The sequence below is a fragment of the Mesorhizobium sp. LHD-90 genome, from assembly GCF_030929505.1.
Classification (GTDB): domain Bacteria; phylum Pseudomonadota; class Alphaproteobacteria; order Rhizobiales; family Rhizobiaceae; genus Kumtagia.
Genome location: NZ_JAVFVV010000005.1, coordinates 355,547 through 375,850 on the forward strand (window position 1 = coordinate 355,547; position 20,304 = coordinate 375,850).

The following is a 20,304-nucleotide window of genomic DNA, read 5'->3' on the forward strand; positions in this document are numbered from 1 at the left end:
AACCTGACGGCGATCCGCATGTGGACAACGAAGCGTTTCCCGGCCTTCTGGCTGCTCCCGGCGCTGCTGCCGGTCGCGCTGATGACCATCTATCCGGTCGCCTACGCCTTCTGGACCAGCCTGCATTCCGTCGTGCTGCTGTTTCCCGACGAGCCGTTCGCCGGGCTGGACAACTACACCCGCGTGATCACCAGCAACTATTTCCTCGACGCTCTGAAGAATTCGCTGGTCTTCACCGTGTTCACGGCACCTGCGGTGGTCATCCTCGGCACGCTGATCGCGCTGTTCCTGCAGCGCCACTTCTTCGGCTCGCAGGTCGTGCGCTCGATCGTGCTGCTGCCCTGGGTGCTGCCGGGCGCCATCAGCGCCGTGCTGTGGATCTGGATCTTCCATCCGAGTTTTGGTGTGCTCAACGGCGTCCTGCGCGACCTTCATCTGATCGGCGGTTCCATTCCCTGGCTGACCTCGCCGCGGCTCGCGCTGTTCGCGGTTGGCGTCGCCCATGTATGGACGCAGATCCCCTTCGCAGTAGTGCTACTGATGGCAGCACTTTCGGCGATCAATTCCGAGACGCTGGAGGCGGCGGCCATCGACTGCCGCAGCGCGCTGCGGCGCTTCCGCCATGTGGTGTTTCCGGAGATCAAGGCGATGGTCGTCGTGCTCACCGTCTACAACGCGCTGACCGCCTTCACGACTTACGACCTCGTCTACGCCATGACCGGCGGTGGGCCGGGCACGGCCACGACGCTCCTGTCCTTCCAGATCTGGCGCGAGAGCTTTTCCATGTACGATTTCGGCGCCGGCTCGGCAGTCGCCTTCATCGTCGTCGCCATCTCGGCGCTGCTGATCGTCGCCATAACCCGGGCCCTGCCCTCCGACCTGTTCGCGAGCGAATGACATGCAGGGCCGCCTGAACCCGTTCCTGACCTTCCTGTTCGCGTCGCTGATCCTGGTCTTCACCGGCGGACCGGTCGTGCTGTCGCTGGTCGGCAGCGTCGTACCCGACCGGGTGCTGCTCGATTCGAGCAAGCCGCTGTTCAGCGAAGGGCTGAATTTCGACACCTATCGTTACGTCTTCACCGGCCAACTGCCCGATTCCTACCTGGCGGAGAACGCCAACCGCGCCATGATCTCCGATGCCGCGCGCCAGGTGCCGCGCAGCCTTCTGAACAGCTTTGTCGTCGCCTTCTCCTCCATGGTGCTCAATCTTCTGCTCGGCGCGCCGGCGGCCTTCATCTTCGCCCGCTACATGTTCCCGGGCAAAAGGCTGACCTTCATGTTCCTGATTCTGAGCCCGCTGGTTCCGGCGGTGGCGCTGGTCACGCCGGTGTACATGATGCTGCAGGCGCTCGGTCTGGTCGGCACGCAGCTCGGCATAATTCTGGTCCACACCGCCAAGGCGCTGCCCTTCACCGTGCTCATCCTGTCGGTGTTCTTCCGAAAAATGCCGGCGGAGATGTTCGAGGCGGCGGTGCTCGACCATTGCAGCCGCCTGCAGACTTTCTGGCGCATCGCGCTGCCCCTGGCGCTGCCGTCGATCGGCGCCACCGGCCTGTTCGCCTTCATGCTTTCCTATTCTGAATACATGTTCTCGATGGTGCTGTCCGGCGATGCAGCGACAAGGCCCGTCTCGGTGGTGATGGCCGCGCTCGCCCGCAATACCGACGTCTCCTGGAGCCTGCTCAACACGGCGATCTTCATCGCCATCGTGCCGACGCTGCTGCTGGTCGTGCTGGTTTGGCGCTTTGTCGTCGAAGGGCTGCTCAGCGGCGCCGTCAAGGGATGACATCATGACCGACAGCGCCCATCATCCGCTGAAGACGCGCCCGCGCGGCGCGCACCAGCACGCCACCGCCGGGCCGTACTCGCCGGTGCTGGAGGTTGACGCGGCCAGGCTCGTCGTCATCTCCGGTCAGGTGGCGGTCGACATGGACGGCGCCGTGCTCGGCGAGACCATCGAGGAACAGGCGCGCGCCACGCTCGGCAATTGCGCGCGGCAACTGGCCAGCGCCGGCTGCTCGTTTGCCGACGTGTTCAAGGTCAACATCTACCTGACCGACCTCGCCGACTGGACGCGCTTCAACGCCGTCTACGACGGGATGATGCCGGAGCCGCTGCCGGTGCGCACGGCGGTGCAGGCCGTGCTGTTGCCGGGCTTCCTGGTCGAGATCGAGATGTGGGCGGTCAAGTCGAAGGATCGGTGAATTGGCGTCTGTCGAACTGAGGCACCTTGCAAAATCCTTCGGCCGGGTCGAGGCGGTGCGCGACGTCTCGCTGGCCATCGGCGACCGCGAGCTGGTGGTGTTCGTCGGCCCGTCGGGCTGCGGAAAATCCACCTTGCTGCGCATGATCGCCGGGCTGGAGGAGATCACTTCGGGCGAGCTTCTGATCGGCGGCAAGCCGATGGGCAAGGTCGCCGCCGCCGATCGCGGCATCGCCATGGTGTTCCAGTCCTATGCGCTCTATCCACACATGAGCGTCGCCGAGAACATGGGTTTCGCGCTGAAGATGCTCGGCACCCCGAAGGCCGAGATCGACGCCAAGGTCACGGCCGCCGCCGCCACGCTGCAGCTCGGCGAACTGCTCGGCCGCAAGCCGCGGGAGCTTTCCGGCGGCCAGCGCCAGCGCGTCGCCATCGGCCGCGCCATCGTGCGAGAGCCGGACGTTTTCCTGTTCGACGAGCCGCTCTCAAACCTCGATGCCGGCCTGCGCGCCCAGATGCGTGTCGAGATCGCGCGTCTGCACGCGCAACTGGCGACGACCATGATCTACGTCACCCACGATCAGGTCGAGGCGATGACGCTGGCCGACCGCATCGTCATCCTCAACCAGGGCAGGATCGAGCAGCTAGGCGCGCCGCTGGAACTCTACGAGCGCCCCGCCAACCGCTTCGTCGCCGGTTTCCTCGGTCAGCCGCGCATGAATTTCATCCCGGCTTTCGCAACGCCATCGGAAGCCGGCGTCGCCCTGTCGATCTTCGCCACCGACAGGCCGCTGCTTCGGCTCGGCCGGGATGCGGCCATCGAGCCGGGCGCGGCGATCGACGTCGGCATCCGTCCCGATGCGATAACCGTGAGCGACCGTCCCGCGCCCGAGGCGCTTGCCGGCACGGTGGTGGTGGTCGAGCATCTTGGCGGATCCAGCCTGCTCTACATGCAGGTCGACGGCGTGAAGGAGCTGATCACCGTCGAGCAGCGCGGCAAGACGCGGCTTGCCGCCGGCCAGACCGCCTGGCTCGGCTTCGATGCCGCCAACGTCCACCTGTTCGGGCCCGACGGCCGCCGCATCCCGTGATCTGCATCACGACGCGGAATTCGCCCGCGTATGCTCAGGCGGCGGTGCGCAGGATCAGCGCGGCGTAGAGCATGGCGATATAGGTCAACTGGTGCAGCAACTGGTCGCCGCCATGCATGGCCCAGTAGAGCTGCGTCGTCGGTCCGCAGCGCGTGCGCGCCGACAGTGCCGACTTGCCGTAGTCGATCGCGTAGTGGACGGCGAATTCGGCCGCCGCCAGCAGCAGCATGGGGAGCAGGCCGAGGCCGGCGATCGCCAGCACCGGCAGCGAGCAGATGGCGTGGACGCCGGCATGCGCGTAGCCGCCGGGCGACCAGATGCTGCCCTTGCCGCGCAGCATCCAGGCCGGCTGGAACAGATAATCGGCGACGTAATGCTTCAACTGGAAGCAGATCATCACCACGATCAGCATTTCCGTCGGCATGACCATCCCTCGCGGCCGCCCCGGCGGCTGAAGCGGAAGCCGGGGCCGTATGTGCATGGTAATGCGAAGCGGACGCCTGTCCATCCTCCCTTGGTCAATCGAGGTCGCGACGCCCCGCGTCGCTCATATGCCGCAGGGCGGAAAGCCGGGCGTGAACACCGAGCAGCGCACGCCGCGTCCGCCGCCGCAGCCGGCGTGCGCGATCCGGCCGGTTTTCATGGGAACTCCCTTCTGCGCGGCCGTTCGATCCCGGCCGCCATGGCTCTTTCGGCCGGCTTCGGTTCAATCGCATGTCGTCAGTCTGTGCGCCAGCAACACCTCACCTTGGCAGCCATCCTCCATTTACCGCGCCTTGAAGAACATTTGCTGCTTACCGCGCCTTGAAAAATATTTGCTGCGTCGGCTGTCGGCGCTTCGCGGAATCGACTACAACCGGGCCGGGCAGTTTCGGCGGGTTTGATCCGGCCGACGAAGACGGGGCGGGCTCGGTCGAGCCGATCGGGGCGGAAAATCCGGCAGCGCCGGATTTCTCAAATGACATAGCCGCAAGACCTCGCCGGATGTCCGGGCGCCGCGTTGCGTGAAAGCCGCGGTGCCCAAACGGTTTTCGCGGGAGAGGTCGATGAACAAGCCGGTCGTTTTTCATGAGCACGACGGGCGGCCGGCGGAAGCCTGGCTGTTCGTCGATCCACGGGTCGCCGACTGGGAACTGCTCACCCGGGACGCGCCGCCCACGACCCGCATCACGGTGCTGGACGCAGGGGCCGACGGTGTCACGCAGATTGCCGCCGCGCTGCGCGGTGTCAGCGATCTCGCCGCCATCCACATCCTGTCGCACGGGGCCGAGGCCGATATCCGCATCGGCGCCAACGGCCTCAATACACGCAACCTGCCGCTCTACGCCGGGGAACTGGCCGCAATCGGCGCATCGCTGCGCGACGATGGCGACATTCTCGTCTATGGCTGCGAGGTCGGGCGGGGCACAGGTGGCCGCGCCTTCGTCGAGCGCCTGGCCGATATCACCGGTGCGTCCGTCGCCGCATCGCCGCGGCCAGTGGGCGCCTCCGCGCTGGGCGGCGGCTGGGACCTGTCGGTCGCCGGTGGCTTGCCTTCCTCCCCGATGGCCTTCTCGTATCGGGCGCGCGCGGCGTATTCACATCTGCTGACGGTGAAGTTCGACGACGGCGACGAAACAACGTTCCCGTCGCCAGCGGCCGGCGGCCGAATGGCCGTCGGCGATTTCGACGGCGACGGCGATGCCGACATTCTCTATCAGACCGGCGCTAACGGCACCGCCTTCCAGTATGCCCGCGCCAATGGTGACGGCACCTTCACCCTTCTGGCGCAGGGCAGTTCGCCCTTTGCCGGCCTCACGCTGCCCGACAACGGCGGCGACAACTATCACGTCGCAGATTTCGACGGCGACGGCGACCAGGACATTCTGGTTGGCGTAAACGGGGCAACGGGCAGCTATTTCCGCAACGATGGCGGTAGCTTCACCTCACAGCCCACCACGACCTTTCCGGCGCCCGGCGCAGGTTCTCGCATGGCCGTCGGCGATTTCGACGGCGACGGCGACACTGACATCCTCTATCAGACCGGCGGGAACGGCACAGCCTTCCAGTATGCCCGCAGCAACGGCGACGGCACCTTCACCCTTCTGGCGCAAGGCAGTTCGCCGTTCGCCGGCCTCACGCTGCCGGACAACAGCGGCAATAACTATCATGTCGGAGATTTCGACGGCGACGGCGACCAGGACATTCTGGCTGGCGTAAACGGGGCAACGGGCAGCTATTTCCGCAACGATGGCGGTACCTTCACCTCACAGCCCACCACGACCTTTCCGGCGCCTGCTGCGGGTTCTCGTATGGCCGTCGGCGATTTCGACGGTGATGGCGATGCCGACATCCTCTACCAGACCGGCGCCAACGGCACCGCCTTCCAATACGCCCGCAGCGAGGGCGACGGCACCTTCACCCTTCTGGCGCTGGGAAGTTCGCCTTTCGCCGGACGCACGTTGCCGGATCACAACGGCTCGAACTTCGAGGCCGCGGATTTCGACGGCGACGGCGACATCGACCTTCTCGTCGGCATCAACGGCACGACGGGCGCCTATTTCGTCCAGAACGGCGACGGCGACGGGTCGCCGCCGGAACTCGTTTCCTCCAATCCGGCCGACAACGCCATCGGCGTGTCGCCGACCGCCAATCTCACCCTCACGTTCGACGAGGCCGTCTTCTCCGGCGGCGGCAACATCTACCTGCGCCGCACCTCCGACGATTCGCTGGTCGAGACCATTTCCGCCGCCGACGGCGCCAAGGTTTCCGGCTTCGGAACCGCCACGGTCACCGTCAACCCGGCGACGGTGCTGACCGGTTCGACCGGCTACTATCTGACCTTCGACCTCGACGCGATCGTCGATTCCGATGGCGTCGGCTTCGGCCGGCTCGACGGCGCGACGCGCGAGGCGATCACCGACAAGACGTTTTTGAACTTCACCACTGCCGCCCCGAACGTCGCGCCCTCGATAGGCAACTTCAATGGCGATTCGGTGAATTTCGTCGAGGACGGCCCGGCGATGTTCCTTGACGCCGGCAACAACGCCACGGTGACGGACGGCGATTCGGCGAACTTCGATACCGGCACCGTCACGGTCGCCATCACCGCAAATCGCGTCGCGGGCGAGGACGTGCTTGGCATCCAGCACCAGGGAACTGGCGCGGGCCAGATCGGCGTATCCGGCTCCACCGTCACCTATGGCGGCGGCGCCATCGGCACCTTCACCGGCGGCACCGGCACCGACAACCTCGTCGTCACCCTGAATGCAAACGCGACGCCGGCGGCCGTGCAGGCATTGCTGCGAGTGCTGAGCTATGCGAACACCAATGCCCTCGACCCGGCAACCGCAAGCCGCACCATCTCTGTGACGGTCACTGATGGCGACGGCGGCACGAGCACTGCTGCCGCCGTGACGGTCGGTGTCACCACGGTCAACGACGCGCCGACGCTCTCCGCCACGGGTGGCACACCCACCTTCACGGAGGGTGGAGCCGCCGTCGATCTGTTCTCGGGCGTCTCGATTTCCACCGGCGAGTCCGGGCAGTCGATCAACCAGATCACGCTCACCGTCGCAAACCTCGCCGACGGTGCGGACGAAGTCCTTGGGGTCGACGGTTCGAGCGTGACGCTGATCGACGGCACGGCCGGCGCAACCATGGCCAGCGGCATCGGCTACAGCGTTTCGGTCGTCGCAGGCGTCGCGACAGTCACGCTGTCCATGCCCGTCGGCATCACTTTGGCGGCCGCCCAGGCCGTGATAGACACCCTGACCTACGCAAATACAAGCGAAGGTCCGGATACGACCGCCAGGGTCGTAACGCTGACCGGCATCCGCGATACTGGCGGCACGGCGAACGGCGGCGTCGACTCCTCCACGGTCTCGATCGGCGCCACCGTGTCGATCGCCGGTGAAAACGACGCGCCGACACTGTCCGGCGGGCCGGTCGAACTGCCCGCGACCGACGAGGACAATCCAAATACAGAAGTCACCGTCGCCGATCTCCTTGCCGGCGCGACCCTGGCCGATATCGATGGCGACGATGTCGGCATCGCGGTGACCGGTCTCACCGGCAATGGCGATTGGGAGTATTCAACCGATGGCGGCCTTACCTGGCTCGACTTCGGCTCCGTTTCGAACGGCCATGCGCTGCTTTTGTCGCCCGACACGCTGGTCAGCTACATGCCGGACGGCAAGGACGGCGAGACGGCGACCATAGATTTCCGCGCCTGGGACCAGAGCAGCGGCACGGCATCGAACGACACGACGCGCCAATATGCCGACACGTCGGCCAATGGCGGCACCACCGCTTTTTCCACCGGTACGGCCCAGGCTTCGGTCGAGGTTGCGGCGGTGAACGACGCGCCGCTGTTCCGGCTCTCACCCAGCGTCGACCTTGTCGTCACCCTGCCGGTTGACGGTTTTGTCGACGTGATCAGCGGCGATGGCGACGGCGACGTGATCGGCGGTTCTTCTGAGGACGGAGGCGTCGGCCCCACCAAGGTCGTGCTCGGCGACTTCGACAATGACGGCGATCTCGACGTAGCGGTCACCAGCCCGACGACGAACACCGTCACCGTGCTGGAGAATGATAGCTGCGGCTGCATGACGCCGTTCGAGACGTCGCCAATCCCGGTGATGCCGTCTCCCGTCTCGATGGCGAGCGGCGACTTCAACGGCGATGGAAACCTGGATCTGTTCGTCGGCAACACCAGCGCTATCATGGCCAACGTGCTGCTGGGCGCCGGTGACGGCTCGTTCACGACGACCTTCGTGCCCATGCCGTTCGCCCTCGGACTGGTCGAAGTCGTGACGGGCGACTTCAACGGCGACAGCAAGCTCGACGTAGCCGCGAGCGTCGCGGGCAACGTGATCATCGGCACCGGCAATGGCGTCGGCGGCTTCGCCTTTGGCGCCCCGGTTCCCACTGTCGGCGCCCCCCAGCCCGGCGCGCTTGCCGTCGGAGACATCGACGGGGTCAACGGCATCGACCTAGTTACCGCAGACACGGCCTCGGGCGCGCTGAGCTTTTTGAAGAACGACGGGGCGGGTGGTTTCATTTCCGTGCCGCTGCTGTTCGGCGCCGGCGTTTCGACCACGGATCTGCAGCTTGGCGACTTCAACGGCGACGGCAAGCTCGACATCGTCACTTCGGATTCCGGCCTAGACACGGTCAGCGTGATGCTGAACCTCGGTGGCGGCGTGTTCCTGCCTGCGACCACCTATCTGGTGGGTACGGATCCTTCGAGCCTGGCGCTCGCCGACTTCAACTACGATGGCGCTCTCGACATCGTCGTGCTCAACAAGGGCAGTGAGGACATCGACGTTCTGCTCGGCAAGGGCGACGGCACCTTCTCCGTCGGTGATACGCCGATCCCGACCTTCGGCGTGCCGGGCGACATCGCCATCGGCCAGATGGATACCGGGTTCGAATCGCAGTATCCGCGCTTCCTGAAATTCACCGAGGGAGACACGCTGGCGCTGGCGCCCCGGCTCGAACTCGAGGATGTCGATCCCGACGGTGGCACGGCTGTCGGCGCGACGGTCTTCCTCGACGATTCCGGCGGCCCGGGCGGCCTGCCCGGCGACGTGCTCTCGGCGGATACGACCGGCACGTCGATCGTCGCAACCTACGATCCCGCCACCTTCACGCTGACGCTGACCGGCAACGACACGCTGGCGAACTACGAGAAGGTGCTGCGCACCGTCACCTTCTCCTCCGGCGACGATCCGGACGGTTCGGTGGCTGACCCCGGCAACTTTCTGCCGGTGCGCGTCATCGGAATGACGGTCGACGACGGCAAGGACGAAGGCTTGTCCCCGCCGATCTTCGTCGAGATCACCGCCACCGGCGCGCAGGACGACGCCTTCGCCGTCAAGGAGAACGCCACGCTCGGCGTCGGCAAGAACCTTTTCGACGACAATGGCGACGGCATCGACAGCGGCCCGGATTTCGCCATAGCTGCGGTCAACGGCAACGCTGGCGATGTCGGTGTTGCGATCACGCTGCCTTCCGGCGCGTTGCTCACCGTCAATGTCGACGGCACCTTCAGTTACGACCCGAACGGCGCGTTCGACGAGCTTCCCGGCCCGCTGTCGGGCGCCACCAACCTCAGCGCGACCGACAGTTTCACCTACACGCTGCTCGGCGGCTACACCGCGACCGTCACCGTCACCGTCACCGGTGTCGACAGCGATGGCGACGTGCTGATCGGCAACGCTTCCGACAACACGCTCAACGGCGGCTTCGGCGCCGACACGATGGAAGGCAAGGGCGGCAACGATATCTATCGGGTCAACGCGGCGGGCGACGTGGTCGTCGAAGTCGCGGGCGAGGGAACGGCCGACCGCGTTTCGGCCAACACCAGCTACATCCTTGCATCCGCTGCCGATATCGAATTCCTGACCACCACCAACTCCAAGGGCACCACGGCAATCGACCTGCAGGGCAACGCGCTCTCGCAGACCATCGTCGGCAACGATGGCGAGAACTTCCTGAACGACGGAGGTACGTTCGGTGCCGGCCTTGGATCGCTCCCGGACATCCTGATCGGCCGTGCCGGCAACGACACCTATGCCGTCTACAATGCCGCCACCGTCATCGTCGAAGGCAAGGACGGCGGGACGGCCGACCGCGTCACTGCAGGCGTGGACTACGTTCTCGGCAAGGGCGTCCACGTCGAATATCTCAACACCACGTCGCTTCTCCGCACGGCGTCGATCAACCTCACCGGCAACGAGTTCTCCCAGGTCATCACCGGCAACGACGGCAACAACGTCCTCGATGGCGGCAAGGGCGAGGCCGACGCAATGAAGGGGCGTGGCGGCAACGACACCTTCTATGTCCGGCATGTCGACGATGTTGTCCTGGAAGACGCCGGCGAAGGGTTCGACATGGTCGCCGCAAACGTCAGCTACACGCTGACGGCGGACTCGGAGGTCGAAGTCCTGAGGACGACGTCGCGCTTTGCCACCTACGCGCTCGACCTGACCGGCAACCGGCTCGCCCAGACGATCACCGGCAACTACGGCGATAACGTCCTGAACGGCGGCGGCAAGGGCCTCGCCGACAGGCTGGAAGGGCTCGTCGGCAACGATACCTACCTCATCTACAATTCCGGCGACGTGGTGGTCGAAAATGCCGGCGAAGGCACCGACCGTGTCGCCGCTGGCGTCAGCTACACGCTCACTGCCGGCGCCGAGGTCGAATACCTGCATACCACCTCGGCAGGCGGCACGACCGCCATCAACCTCACCGGCAACACGCTCGCCCAGACCATCACCGGCAACGCCGGCGACAATGTCCTGCATGACGGCGGCGGCGGCGCCGCCGACATCCTGCGCGGGCTCGACGGCAACGACACCTACCGCGTTTTCAACAGCGGCGACCGCATCGTGGAGGGCGCGCTGCAGGGCGCGACCGACCGCGTCATGGCGGTGGTCGACTACACGCTCGGCAAGGGTGTCTTTGTCGAGATTCTGACCACCAACGGCTCGGGCGGCGTCTCCAGCATCGACCTCACCGGCAACGAGATCGGCCAGGAGATCATCGGCAATGCCGGCGCCAACCGGCTCGACGGCAAGGGCGGCGCCGACACGCTTCGCGGCTTCGGTGGCAACGACATGTTCGTGTTCTCCTCCGCGCTCGGCGCCGGCAATGTCGACACCATCGTCGACTTCAACCCGTCCGGCGACCGCATCGAACTGCACAAGTCGGTGTTCGCAGCCCTTGCCACTACCGGAGCGTTGCCCGGTCAGGCCTTCTGGGCGAGCGCCGGCGGCGCGGCCCATGACAACAGCGACCGCATCCTCTACGACACGGCCACGGGCAATCTCTATTACGACGCCGACGGCAACGGCGCCGGCGTCGCCGTCCACTTCGCCACGCTCACCGGCGTGCCGTCGCTGACGGCCGGCGACTTCGTCGTGGTGTGAGCCGGCAAACAACCGGCTGCCGGGCGCGTTTTCAGCCGCGCCCGGCGCTTGGCCGCCGGTCAAGCCTCGTGTTTCGGCGTCCGCAAGCTTGACACCGCTGTGCCTTTTTCACCATAACGCCTTGGGGTTGGGGCGCGAAAACGGCATCATGCGCAAGTTCGTGGGGGCACTGGCGGCAGGGATGATGCTCGGCTGCGCCAGCATCGCGGCAGCCGACCCCGTCCCCCGCAACGCGCCCGCCGCCGGCTCGGTCATCGCCCGCAAGACCGGCGAGGAAGTGCGTTTCATCGACGTCAGCGACTGGCGCGGCGTCGACATCCACCAGGACCTGCTGGCCGGCGACGAGTTGCGCACCAACGCGCTGGGCAGCCTTGCCGTGCTGTTCGCCGACAACACCCAGGTCCGGCTCGGCCGCAACACCGTCATGGTGGTGAAGGAGATCAATCCCGGCGCCGACTCCCGCTTCAGCCTCGAGAGCGGCAGCATCTGGGCGCGCGCTGAGCGCGGCGGCGAGGGGCTCGTCATCGAGACGCCGGCGGCGGCGGCCGCCATCCGCGGCACCGACTGGACCATGACGGTGGTCGGCGACCGCACCTCGCTCACCGTGCTCGAAGGCAAGGTCGAGCTGTCGAATTCCTTGGGCTCGGTCACGGTGGTGCCCGGCGAGGCGGCGTCCGCCAGGATCGGCCAGGCGCCGACCAAGACGGTCATCGTCGCGCCCGACGATCGCGAGCAGATGCTGTTCTACCTCTCGCTGCGCGACAGTTTTTTGATCCTGCCCGCCTCGCCGCTGTCCAGCCGCGAGATGCGGCAGGCGCGCCAGCAGATCGCCGGTATCCCCGAGGCGGCGCGCACCGGCGAGCAATGGTTGACGCTGGCCGAGGTGGCGCTGTCCTATGACGGCCGCGTCGCCGCGAAGAAGGCCGCCGACCAGGCGCGCGGCTTCCGCCTCGCGCCGGCGCAGCGCGCCCGGCTCGACCTCGTCGACGCCATGATCGCGGCTTCCGAAAAACGCTACGCCGACGCCATACCGCTGTTTGCCCGCGCCGCGCCAAAACTGTCGGGCAGCAGCCGGGCGATCGCCGACTATGGCGGCTATTTCTCGCGCGCGCTGGTCGATCCGGAGCGCGCCGAGCGGCCGCCGGGCGGCGAGGCGTCCGGTCCGGCTGGCGCGATCGCTGCCGCCTGGACGGCGGGCTTCCTACAGGACATTCCGGCGGCCATCGAAATCATCCGCCGCGCCGAGCAGCGTTATCCCGACGATCCGACCCTGCCGGCGGTCCGCGCCCAGCTTGCCGTCCTTGTCGACGACCGCCCGCAGGCGGAGGAAGCGATCCAGCGGGCGCTGGCGCTCGATCCCGACGACCCGACTGCGCTGGAGGCGCGCGCCCGCTACCGGGTCATGGTGCAGAGCGACCTCGAAGGCGCGCTCGCCGACGCCACCCGCGCCGCCGAGCTCATGCCGGGCTCGACCTCGGCGTGGAACCTGCTCGGCATCGTGCTGAGCGCGCGCGACGCGGAGCGCGAGGCCGAGGCGGCATTCCTCAAAGGCGTAGAACTCGACCCGCAGGACCCGCTCGCCCGCGCCAATCTGGCGATGCTCTATCTCGACCAGGGCCGTGTCGCCAAAGCCAGGGCGGAGATCGACAAGGCGATGGCCGAGGATCCGGGCTTCGACATCGGGCTGATCGCCAAGGGCCGGTATCACATCCAGACAGGCGAGACCGACAAGGCGGTCCAGGACCTGCTGGCCGCCTCGACCGCCAATCCGGCCTACGCGCAGGCGCTGCTGCTGCTCGCCGCCGCCTATTATGAGAATGGTGAGAAGGCGCCCGCCGAACAGGCGCTGGAGAACGCCGACCGGCTCGACCCCAACGATCCCGTGATCCCCACCGTCGCGGCGATGATCGCCATCGACGAATACGATTCCGACAGGGCGATCCGATCCGCCCAGGAGGCGTTGCGGCGCGCCCGTGCGCGTGGCGGCGACTATTCGGCGCTCAGCGCCAGCCTTTCCGAAGGCTCCACGCTGAACGATGCCTTCAGGTTCCAGGGACTGGACGCCTGGGGGCGTTACTACGGCGACGCGGTCTTCGACCCGTTTACGGCCTCCGCCTATATCGACCAGGCGGTCGCAGGAAGTGCTGCGCCGTTCGTCAACAGCCTGAACTATGGGTTTGAATCAATCGACCCTCGCTCGAACGGGTCATCGTTCTCGTCGTACTTCCAGGGTTTGATGCTCGATCCGATGATGATTTCGAACCGGCATCGGGGTCTGAATCTGCTGCGCAGCCCATTTGTCGAAACATCGATCGGCGGCGGCTTTGTCGCAGACAGCGAACAGGGTTGGAATGGTGATGTAGAGGTTCAGGGTCATCAAATCACGCCCGTGCCATGGAGCTTTTATGCAAATGTCGCAGGCCTGACGGCGGACTCCTCCAGAAGCATATCTGAGCCCGGATTTGTCGGCACCGAACTTGACACCGACGCATTGTCTGGCACGGCCTATGTCGCCGTCGAGCCCACAGCCTACGACAGGGTCGTTGCCTTCACCCAATTCAACCGCCTGAAGAATGGGATCGACCTTGTTGTCGACCCCGATGTGTTGGATCCCGGTGTGCTTGACCTCGACGTGCAACATTCCCAGGACTCGCAGGTTGCCCAGGGGGGCGTGGCTTGGAGTCATACTCTCGGCTACCGGAACGTCGCCAATGCCGCGGTATTCGTGACTGCGGCCAAGTCGAAGAGTTCACTGGTCGGCCTTTACGACACGGTTGTTGGTACCTTTGGGGACGTCACCAACGAGGACGTCGATACGCAGTACTATCTGGGCGCGTTGAACCATATGTACGGCATGGACGATGTCACTCTCCGCTATGGCGTCGAAGGGGGATATCTCGCAGCGGATCAGACCACGACTGTGGACACCTATATATTCGGTATCCCGATACGCCAACAGGCCGTCGAGAACACGAACGCAGTCATAGGACGAGCCTACATCGACGCACTTTATGACGTGACGCCCGACCTCAAACTGGAAGGTGCCCTGTTCGGTACGTACATTGACGGTTCAGGGAAGGACGTCCTGCGCGCCGAGCCGAGAATCGGCCTCGCTTGGACGCCGGCGGAGGGGCATTGGCTGAGGGCCGGCTATATGCGCGAAGCCACGTCATTTCTTAATGCCTCCACGCTGGCGCCGGTCGACCTGCTCGGCCTACAATCCAACCAGATTCCCCTGGCCGTCAACGGCTATTCGGACACTTTCATGGCCCGATGGGACGCAGAGTGGACGAACCGCTTCTTTACGGCTGTCGATTACCAGCACCAGGAATTGCGCAATCTTGCGATCGACATACCTGCGGCGGCATCGACGATCGATCTCTCCCGCGGTCGGATCGACCGCGTCAGTGTCACGGGTAATGTGTGGCTTGGAAACGGTTTTGGTCTTTTCGCGACGGCTGCGTACGCTGATTCCGAGAATCTGGATTCTGCTACCTCCGGGCTCTATGAAACGCTCCCCTTCATTCCCGAATATGGCGCGCGCGTGGGCCTCACTTATGTCAATCCGGCCAATGTGAAAGTTACCCTTGCCGCCACCTACGTGGGCGAGCGTGCGGGCAATGTGGACGACCTGACGCTCGATGACTACTGGACGGCTGATGCATTCCTTACCTGGGAGCCCTTCGACAAGCGCTTCGAGTTGCAGTTGGCGGGCTACAATCTTCTCAACGAGGATTTTATGGTTGCGGCTCTCAAGCCCGGCTGGGGCCGGACCTTCACCGGCTCCCTGAAAATGCGGTTCTGAGATGGCGCCCGCCGACGCCAGGCGCCGCGCCTGGCAACTGGCCGTCATTGTGCCGCTGGTCACGGCCATCGTCATCGCCGCCTCGCTCACCTCGCCGTGGCGGCTCGTCGAACTGAAGATCTTCGATTATTTTTCCACCGCCGCCCCGCCATCGCCCACCGAAAAGTCGCCCATCGTCGTCGCCATCGACGAGCCATCCATGGCCGAGATCGGCCGCCGCTGGCCGTGGCCGCGCGACCTTCACGCCGTCCTCATCCAAGCCCTGCGCGAGGCCGGCGCAAAGGCGATCGGCCTCGACATCATCTTCGCCGAGCCTTCCGTGGCGGCCGGCGACGAGGCGCTGGCGGCGGCACTCAAGCCGGACGTGGTGCTCGCCGCCGACGAGACCCTCATCCGCACGCCGCACGCCGACCAGCATATTCGGGTGGAGCCGTTGCTGGCCTTCACCGCGGCCGGCGCGAAGCCGGGCATAGCCTCGGTGGTGCTGGACGGCGACGGCGTGGTGCGCCGCGTCCCGCCCTATGCCGACGGTTTTGCCGGTCGGCTGCTGGAGGCGGCGGGCGAAACCTTTACGCCCGCGCCGCCCGATGCCCTGATCCAGACTTTCGGGCCGGCGCGCACCTTCCAGACCGTCTCCTACTACCAGGCGCTGAACCCCAAGAATTTCCTGCCGGAAGGTACTTTTCGCGGCCGCACGGTCATTGTCGGCCTGTCGATGCAATCGGCCTCCGGCGTGGATTCCGGCGGGGCGGATGTGTTCGCCACCTCCTACACGGTGCGCAGCCGCACCCTGGTGCCCGGCGCCGAACTGCAGGCAACGGTGCTCGACAATCTGGCGCGCGGCCTGTTCGTCGTGCCGGCCTCGGCCCTGCTGGCCGGCCTTGCAACCGTACTTGCCGCCGCGCTTGCCGGCCTCGTCGTCTGGCGCGGCACCGGCTACGTCACCGGCGTGGTGTCGGCGGCGACGATTCTGCTGTTTTTCGGCTTGAGTTTCTTGGCTCTGCACTACGGCCGCTTCTATCTAGCGCCGCTGGCGCCTTCGCTTGCCTTTGCCGGCGTCGCCGGCATCCAGAGCGCACGCGACTATGCCGCCGAGCGCCGCCGCCGCATGCGCATCACCCGCGCCTTCTCGCAATATCTGTCGCCGGTGCTGGTCGATCGCCTGGCGGAAGATTCCGCGAATCTGAAGCTCGGCGGTGAGCGGCGCGAACTCACCGTCCTGTTCTGCGACGTGCGCGGCTTCACCACCATTTCCGAGCAGATGAAGGACGATCCGGAGGGATTGACGCGGCTGATGAACCGGCTGCTCAATCCGCTGTCGGACGTGATTCTCAAGGCCGGCGGCACCATCGACAAATATATCGGTGACGCCATCATGGCCTTCTGGAACGCCCCGCTCGCCGATCCCGACCATGCCGTCCACGCCATCGAGGCCGCACTCGCGATGCTGAAGGCGGTAGACGCGCTCAATGTCGAGCGCGAGGTCGAAGCCGACATTTTTGCCGACAAACCGCATCCGCTGAGGATCGGCATCGGCATCAACACCGGCGACTGCGTGGTCGGCAACATGGGCTCCGACTTTCGCTTCAACTATTCGGCATTGGGCGACGCGGTGAACCTCGCCTCGCGGCTGGAAAGCGAGACGAAGGCGTTCGGCGTGTCGATCCTGGTGGGCGAGGAGACGGCGCGCCGCCTTGGCGGAAAGATCGCGCTGGCAGAACTCGACAGCGTCCGTGTCAAGGGCAAGTCCGAGGCCGTCGCCGTCTCGACTCCGGTGCCGGAAGCCACAGCCGAGGCGCTGGCCGAGCACGCGGCTTTGCTGGCCGATGTGCGCGAGGGCAGATCGACCAGCCTCGACCCGCGTTTTGATAAACTGTCCAAAACCCTGCCGCGGGTTGAGGGGTTTTACCGGCTATTGAAACAGCGGTTTTCGGATCGGGGGGAAGTCGGTTGACGCGCGGCTGACGTCGCCCGCATGAATCTCGCCGCCCGGCATCACCGCCGTTGCGGACCCCCGCCGCCCCGCGCTACGGTGCGGCGAGGGAGAGACATCATGAACATCAAATCGCAGGCCGCCGGCGAGATCGCCATTCCGTTCGACCATGAAAAGCTCGACCGCCTGATGGACGCGGCCGGGCTGGACATTCTGGTCGCCACCTCGAAACACAACGTCCAGTACCTGCTCGGCGGCTACAAGTTCATCTTCTTCGCCGCCATGGACGCCATCGGCCACAGCCGCTACCTGCCGGTGCTGGTCTATGAAAAGGGCCGCCCGGAGAACGCCGCCTACATCGCCAACAGGATGGAAGGCGCCGAGCACGCCAACCGGCCATTCTGGACGCCGACCTTCCAGCCCGCGACCTGGAACAGCGTCGACGCCGGCAATCTCGCCGCCGAGCATATCAGGAAACTGGCAAAACCCGGCGCGCGCATCGGCATCGAGCCGCCCTTCCTGCCCTCCGACACTCATGCCATTCTTGAGCAGCTAGGCAACAGCACAAAACTGGTCGACGCCACCGCGACCTTCGAGCGCCTGCGCGCGGTGAAAACGCCGGAAGAGTTGTCGAAGCTGCGCGCCGCTTCCGAACTGATCACCGATTCCATGCTCGCCACCATCGAGTGGGCGAACGAGGGCGTTACCAAGACCGAAATCATCGAAAGGTTGCGCAGGGAGGAAACCAAACGCGGCCTGCATTTCGAATATTGCCTGCTGACGCTGGGCTCCAGCCACAACCGCGCCGCCTCGCCGCAGGCCTGGAAGAAGGGCGAGGTGCTGTCGATCGATTCCGGCGGCAATTTTCACGGCTATATCGGCGACCTCTGCCGCATGGGCGTACTGGGCGAGCCAGACGCAGAGCTGGAAGATCTCCTGTCAGAAGTCAACGCCGTGCAGCAGGCGGCCTTCGCGAAAATCCGTGCCGGCGCCCTGGGCGGCGACCTGATCGCCGCCGGCGAACAGCGGCTGAAACAGTCGCATGTCGCGCCCTACACCGACTTCTTCGCCCACGGCATGGGCGTCATCACCCATGAGGCGCCGTTCCTGATGACCAACCATCCGGTCACCTACGAAGGCGTCGACGCCGGCAATCCGCTGGAGGCGGGTATGGTGCTTTCGGTCGAGACGACCATGCTGCATCCCTCGCGCGGCTTCATCAAGCTGGAAGACACGCTGGCCGTAACCGAGACCGGCTGCGAGATGTTCGGCGAGCGCGGCCGTGGCTGGAACCGGGGCGGACGCTGACCGGTCGGCGGCCTTCCAGAAATACGTCCGGGCATGATCGGGTGGCTCGTTCGCGCGGCTGCCCGAAGGCAGTCGGACGCGATAGGCTCGCGGCAACTCAAATGCCGCGCGATCAGCTTGAAATGCCCAAAAAACACCGCTATTGCCCGCTTGAAACGGGTTTTTGGAAAGCCCGTTTCGCGACTGTCCAGCGTCGTGTTCCGTAAGCCTTTGAAATCGCGCCATCTTCCCGACTTCACGCGACTCCGAAACGCGGACTGTCGGGGCCGCGACGGCAACAGCCGCGGTCTCGCCGCATGACCAGAAGATTCAGGCGAATCAAGGTGTTGGGATCAGGCTCGGCGCTGCCGGCGCGCATCCTGCGCTCGTCCGAGATCGACGCGCGGCTTGGCAAACCCGCCGGCTGGGTCGAAAAGCGGGTCGGCGTCGCCAGCCGTCCTGTCTGTGAGGCGGAAGACCAGATCGACTTGGCGACCGTGGCCGCATGCCGGGCCCTCGAGGACGCCGGTTGCAAACCCCAAGACATTGATCTTGTTATGTTTGCTGCCGCCGTCCCGTACCAGTCGATCCCCACCACCGCGCCGCTGATTCAGCACCGCCTCGGCATTCCGGAAGGCTGCTGCGCTGCCTTCGACATCAACTCCACCTGCCTCAGTTTCCTCACCGCTATGGATGTCGCCGCCTCCATGCTGGCCGCCGGAACATGCCGGCAAGTGCTTGTTATCTCATCGGAAATCGCTTCACGCGGGCTGCCGTGGGAGGCCGAACCGCTGGTAGCGGCCCTGTTCGGCGACGGCGCCGCAGCGGTCGTTGTCGGCGCAGAGGGCGAAAAAGCCGGCATCTTGGCTTCCCGCATGGCAACCTATCCGTCCGGCTACGAGGATTGCCAACTCGGCGCCGGCGGCACGCGATATTATTTCCACCGCGACCGTGAGGAATTCGCTCGCCACACGCTTTTCGAAATGGACGGCAAGGCCTTGTTTCGCCACACGATTCAGTTCTTCGAACCGTTCCTCGACCGGCTTCTTGCTGACGCCGGCTGGAGCCGGGACGACGTCGAAATCGTCATCCCCCACCAGGCGAGTCCGATGGCGCTGGCGCATCTGGCCGAGCGCTGCGGCTTTGGCTCGCGCATCGTCGACATCATGCGCGACCACGGCAACCAGATCGCCGCGTCGATCCCGATCGCGCTCGACACCGCCCGACGCTCCGGCCGCCTGGAACCGGGCGCGAAAGCCTTGATGCTGGGCACTTCCGCCGGCCTGTCGCTTGGCGGCATCGCCTTCGTGGCCTGACATGCGGGTGATCGTCAGCGGCGCCACCGGCTTTCTAGGCGGCGTGCTTTGCCGGCGTTTGACCGCCGCAGACAATGAGGTCACAGGGCTCGGCCGCGACGCGGAAAAAGGCAATCGCGTCAAGGAGATGGGCGTCACCTTTGTTCCCGGCGACCTAGGCGATCCGCCCAATGCCAGGTCGATGGAGGCTGTCGGTCAGGCCGACTCCTTCATACACGCCGCCGCCCTGTCGTCCGCATGGGGAACGAGGGCCGACTTCATGCGCGCCAACGTCATCGGCACGCGCCATGCGCTGAAGCTTGCCCGAGCCGTCGGCGCGCGGCGCTTCGTGTTCCTCTCGTCGACCAGCGTCTATTTTCGCTTCGCCGACCAGGAGCTTTTGCGCGAGGATGCGCCGCTGCCGTCCCCGGTCAACTTCTACGCCGAAAGCAAGCAGTTGGCGGAAATCGAGGTGCTTGCCGCGAAGGATCTTTCACCGATCGTCCTGAGGCCGCGTGCCATTTACGGCGCGGGCGACACGGCGTTGCTGCCCCGCCTGATCCGCGCGGCGAGGCAAGGGTCCTTGCCGCTGATGCGCGGCGGGTTGGCGCGCACCAACCTGACCCATGTCGAGGATGTCGCACGCGCCATCGAGCTAGCTGTGGAGCCTCAAGAGGTTGTCCTCGGTTAGTCCGAGGCGGCTGATTGGTGTTTTGGACTTTAGGCTGCCATGTGGGCGATGCCAATTGTATCGGTGAAGCCAGATGGGAAGTT

The 20,304-nt window shown here is 65.6% G+C and carries 11 protein-coding genes and 1 pseudogene; 10 read left to right on the plus strand and 2 right to left on the minus strand.

All coding sequences use genetic code 11. The annotated features are described in order from the left end of the window. The first annotated feature begins 18 nt into the window (after positions 1–18). From RB623_RS09425 to RB623_RS09440, 4 genes are read left to right on the plus strand one after another with little or no spacing between them, the layout of a single operon-like run. Positions 19–897, plus strand: coding sequence for a sugar ABC transporter permease (locus tag RB623_RS09425; protein ID WP_308056521.1), 879 nt, complete (start codon positions 19–21; stop codon positions 895–897). 1 nt (position 898) lies between these two features. Beyond that, positions 899–1,786, plus strand: a complete 888-nt coding sequence (locus tag RB623_RS09430) for a carbohydrate ABC transporter permease (protein ID WP_308056522.1) — start codon at positions 899–901, stop codon at positions 1,784–1,786. Positions 1,787–1,790: 4 nt separating this feature from the next. After that, entirely contained in the window at positions 1,791–2,204 is a 414-nt protein-coding gene (locus RB623_RS09435; protein WP_308056523.1) for a RidA family protein, read from the plus strand. A gap of 1 nt (position 2,205) precedes the next feature. Further along, the gene (locus RB623_RS09440) at positions 2,206–3,294 is read left to right on the plus strand and encodes a sn-glycerol-3-phosphate ABC transporter ATP-binding protein UgpC (protein ID WP_308056524.1); all 1,089 of its coding nucleotides are present in this window, start codon (positions 2,206–2,208) and stop codon (positions 3,292–3,294) included. A 34-nt stretch (positions 3,295–3,328) separates the two neighbouring features. Here the strand turns inward: RB623_RS09440 and RB623_RS09445 are convergent, their stop codons facing one another. Continuing rightward, the gene (locus RB623_RS09445; RefSeq protein WP_308056525.1) at positions 3,329–3,718 is read right to left on the minus strand and encodes a DUF3307 domain-containing protein; all 390 of its coding nucleotides are present in this window, start codon (positions 3,716–3,718) and stop codon (positions 3,329–3,331) included. Between the two features lie 622 nt (positions 3,719–4,340). Between RB623_RS09445 and RB623_RS09450 the strand changes: the two genes are divergently transcribed. From RB623_RS09450 to RB623_RS09475, 6 genes are all read left to right on the plus strand, one after another. Next, a complete protein-coding gene (locus RB623_RS09450; protein WP_308056526.1) occupies positions 4,341–11,210 on the plus strand; it encodes an FG-GAP-like repeat-containing protein in 6,870 nt (2,289 codons plus the stop codon). A gap of 148 nt (positions 11,211–11,358) precedes the next feature. Then, on the plus strand, positions 11,359–15,015 hold the full coding sequence (locus RB623_RS09455) for a FecR domain-containing protein (protein WP_308056527.1): 3,657 nt from the start codon (positions 11,359–11,361) through the stop codon (positions 15,013–15,015). 1 nt (position 15,016) lies between these two features. After that, positions 15,017–16,969, plus strand: a complete 1,953-nt coding sequence (locus RB623_RS09460) for a CHASE2 domain-containing protein (RefSeq protein ID WP_308056528.1) — start codon at positions 15,017–15,019, stop codon at positions 16,967–16,969. 99 nt (positions 16,970–17,068) lie between these two features. Further along, positions 17,069–18,256, plus strand: coding sequence for a Xaa-Pro peptidase family protein (locus RB623_RS09465; RefSeq protein ID WP_308056529.1), 1,188 nt, complete (start codon positions 17,069–17,071; stop codon positions 18,254–18,256). A 296-nt stretch (positions 18,257–18,552) separates the two neighbouring features. Then, complete coding sequence (locus tag RB623_RS09470) at positions 18,553–19,551, plus strand: 3-oxoacyl-[acyl-carrier-protein] synthase III C-terminal domain-containing protein (RefSeq protein WP_308056530.1); 999 nt, start codon at positions 18,553–18,555, stop codon at positions 19,549–19,551. 1 nt (position 19,552) lies between these two features. Next, positions 19,553–20,221: an NAD(P)-dependent oxidoreductase gene (locus tag RB623_RS09475; protein WP_308056531.1), complete on the plus strand. Its 669-nt coding sequence runs from the start codon at positions 19,553–19,555 to the stop codon at positions 20,219–20,221. Here RB623_RS09475 and RB623_RS09480 read toward each other — a convergent pair. After that, a pseudogene (locus RB623_RS09480) lies at positions 20,186–20,304 on the minus strand (IS481 family transposase); the annotation flags it as partial. The gene RB623_RS09475 and the pseudogene RB623_RS09480 sit on opposite strands and share 36 nt — an antisense overlap.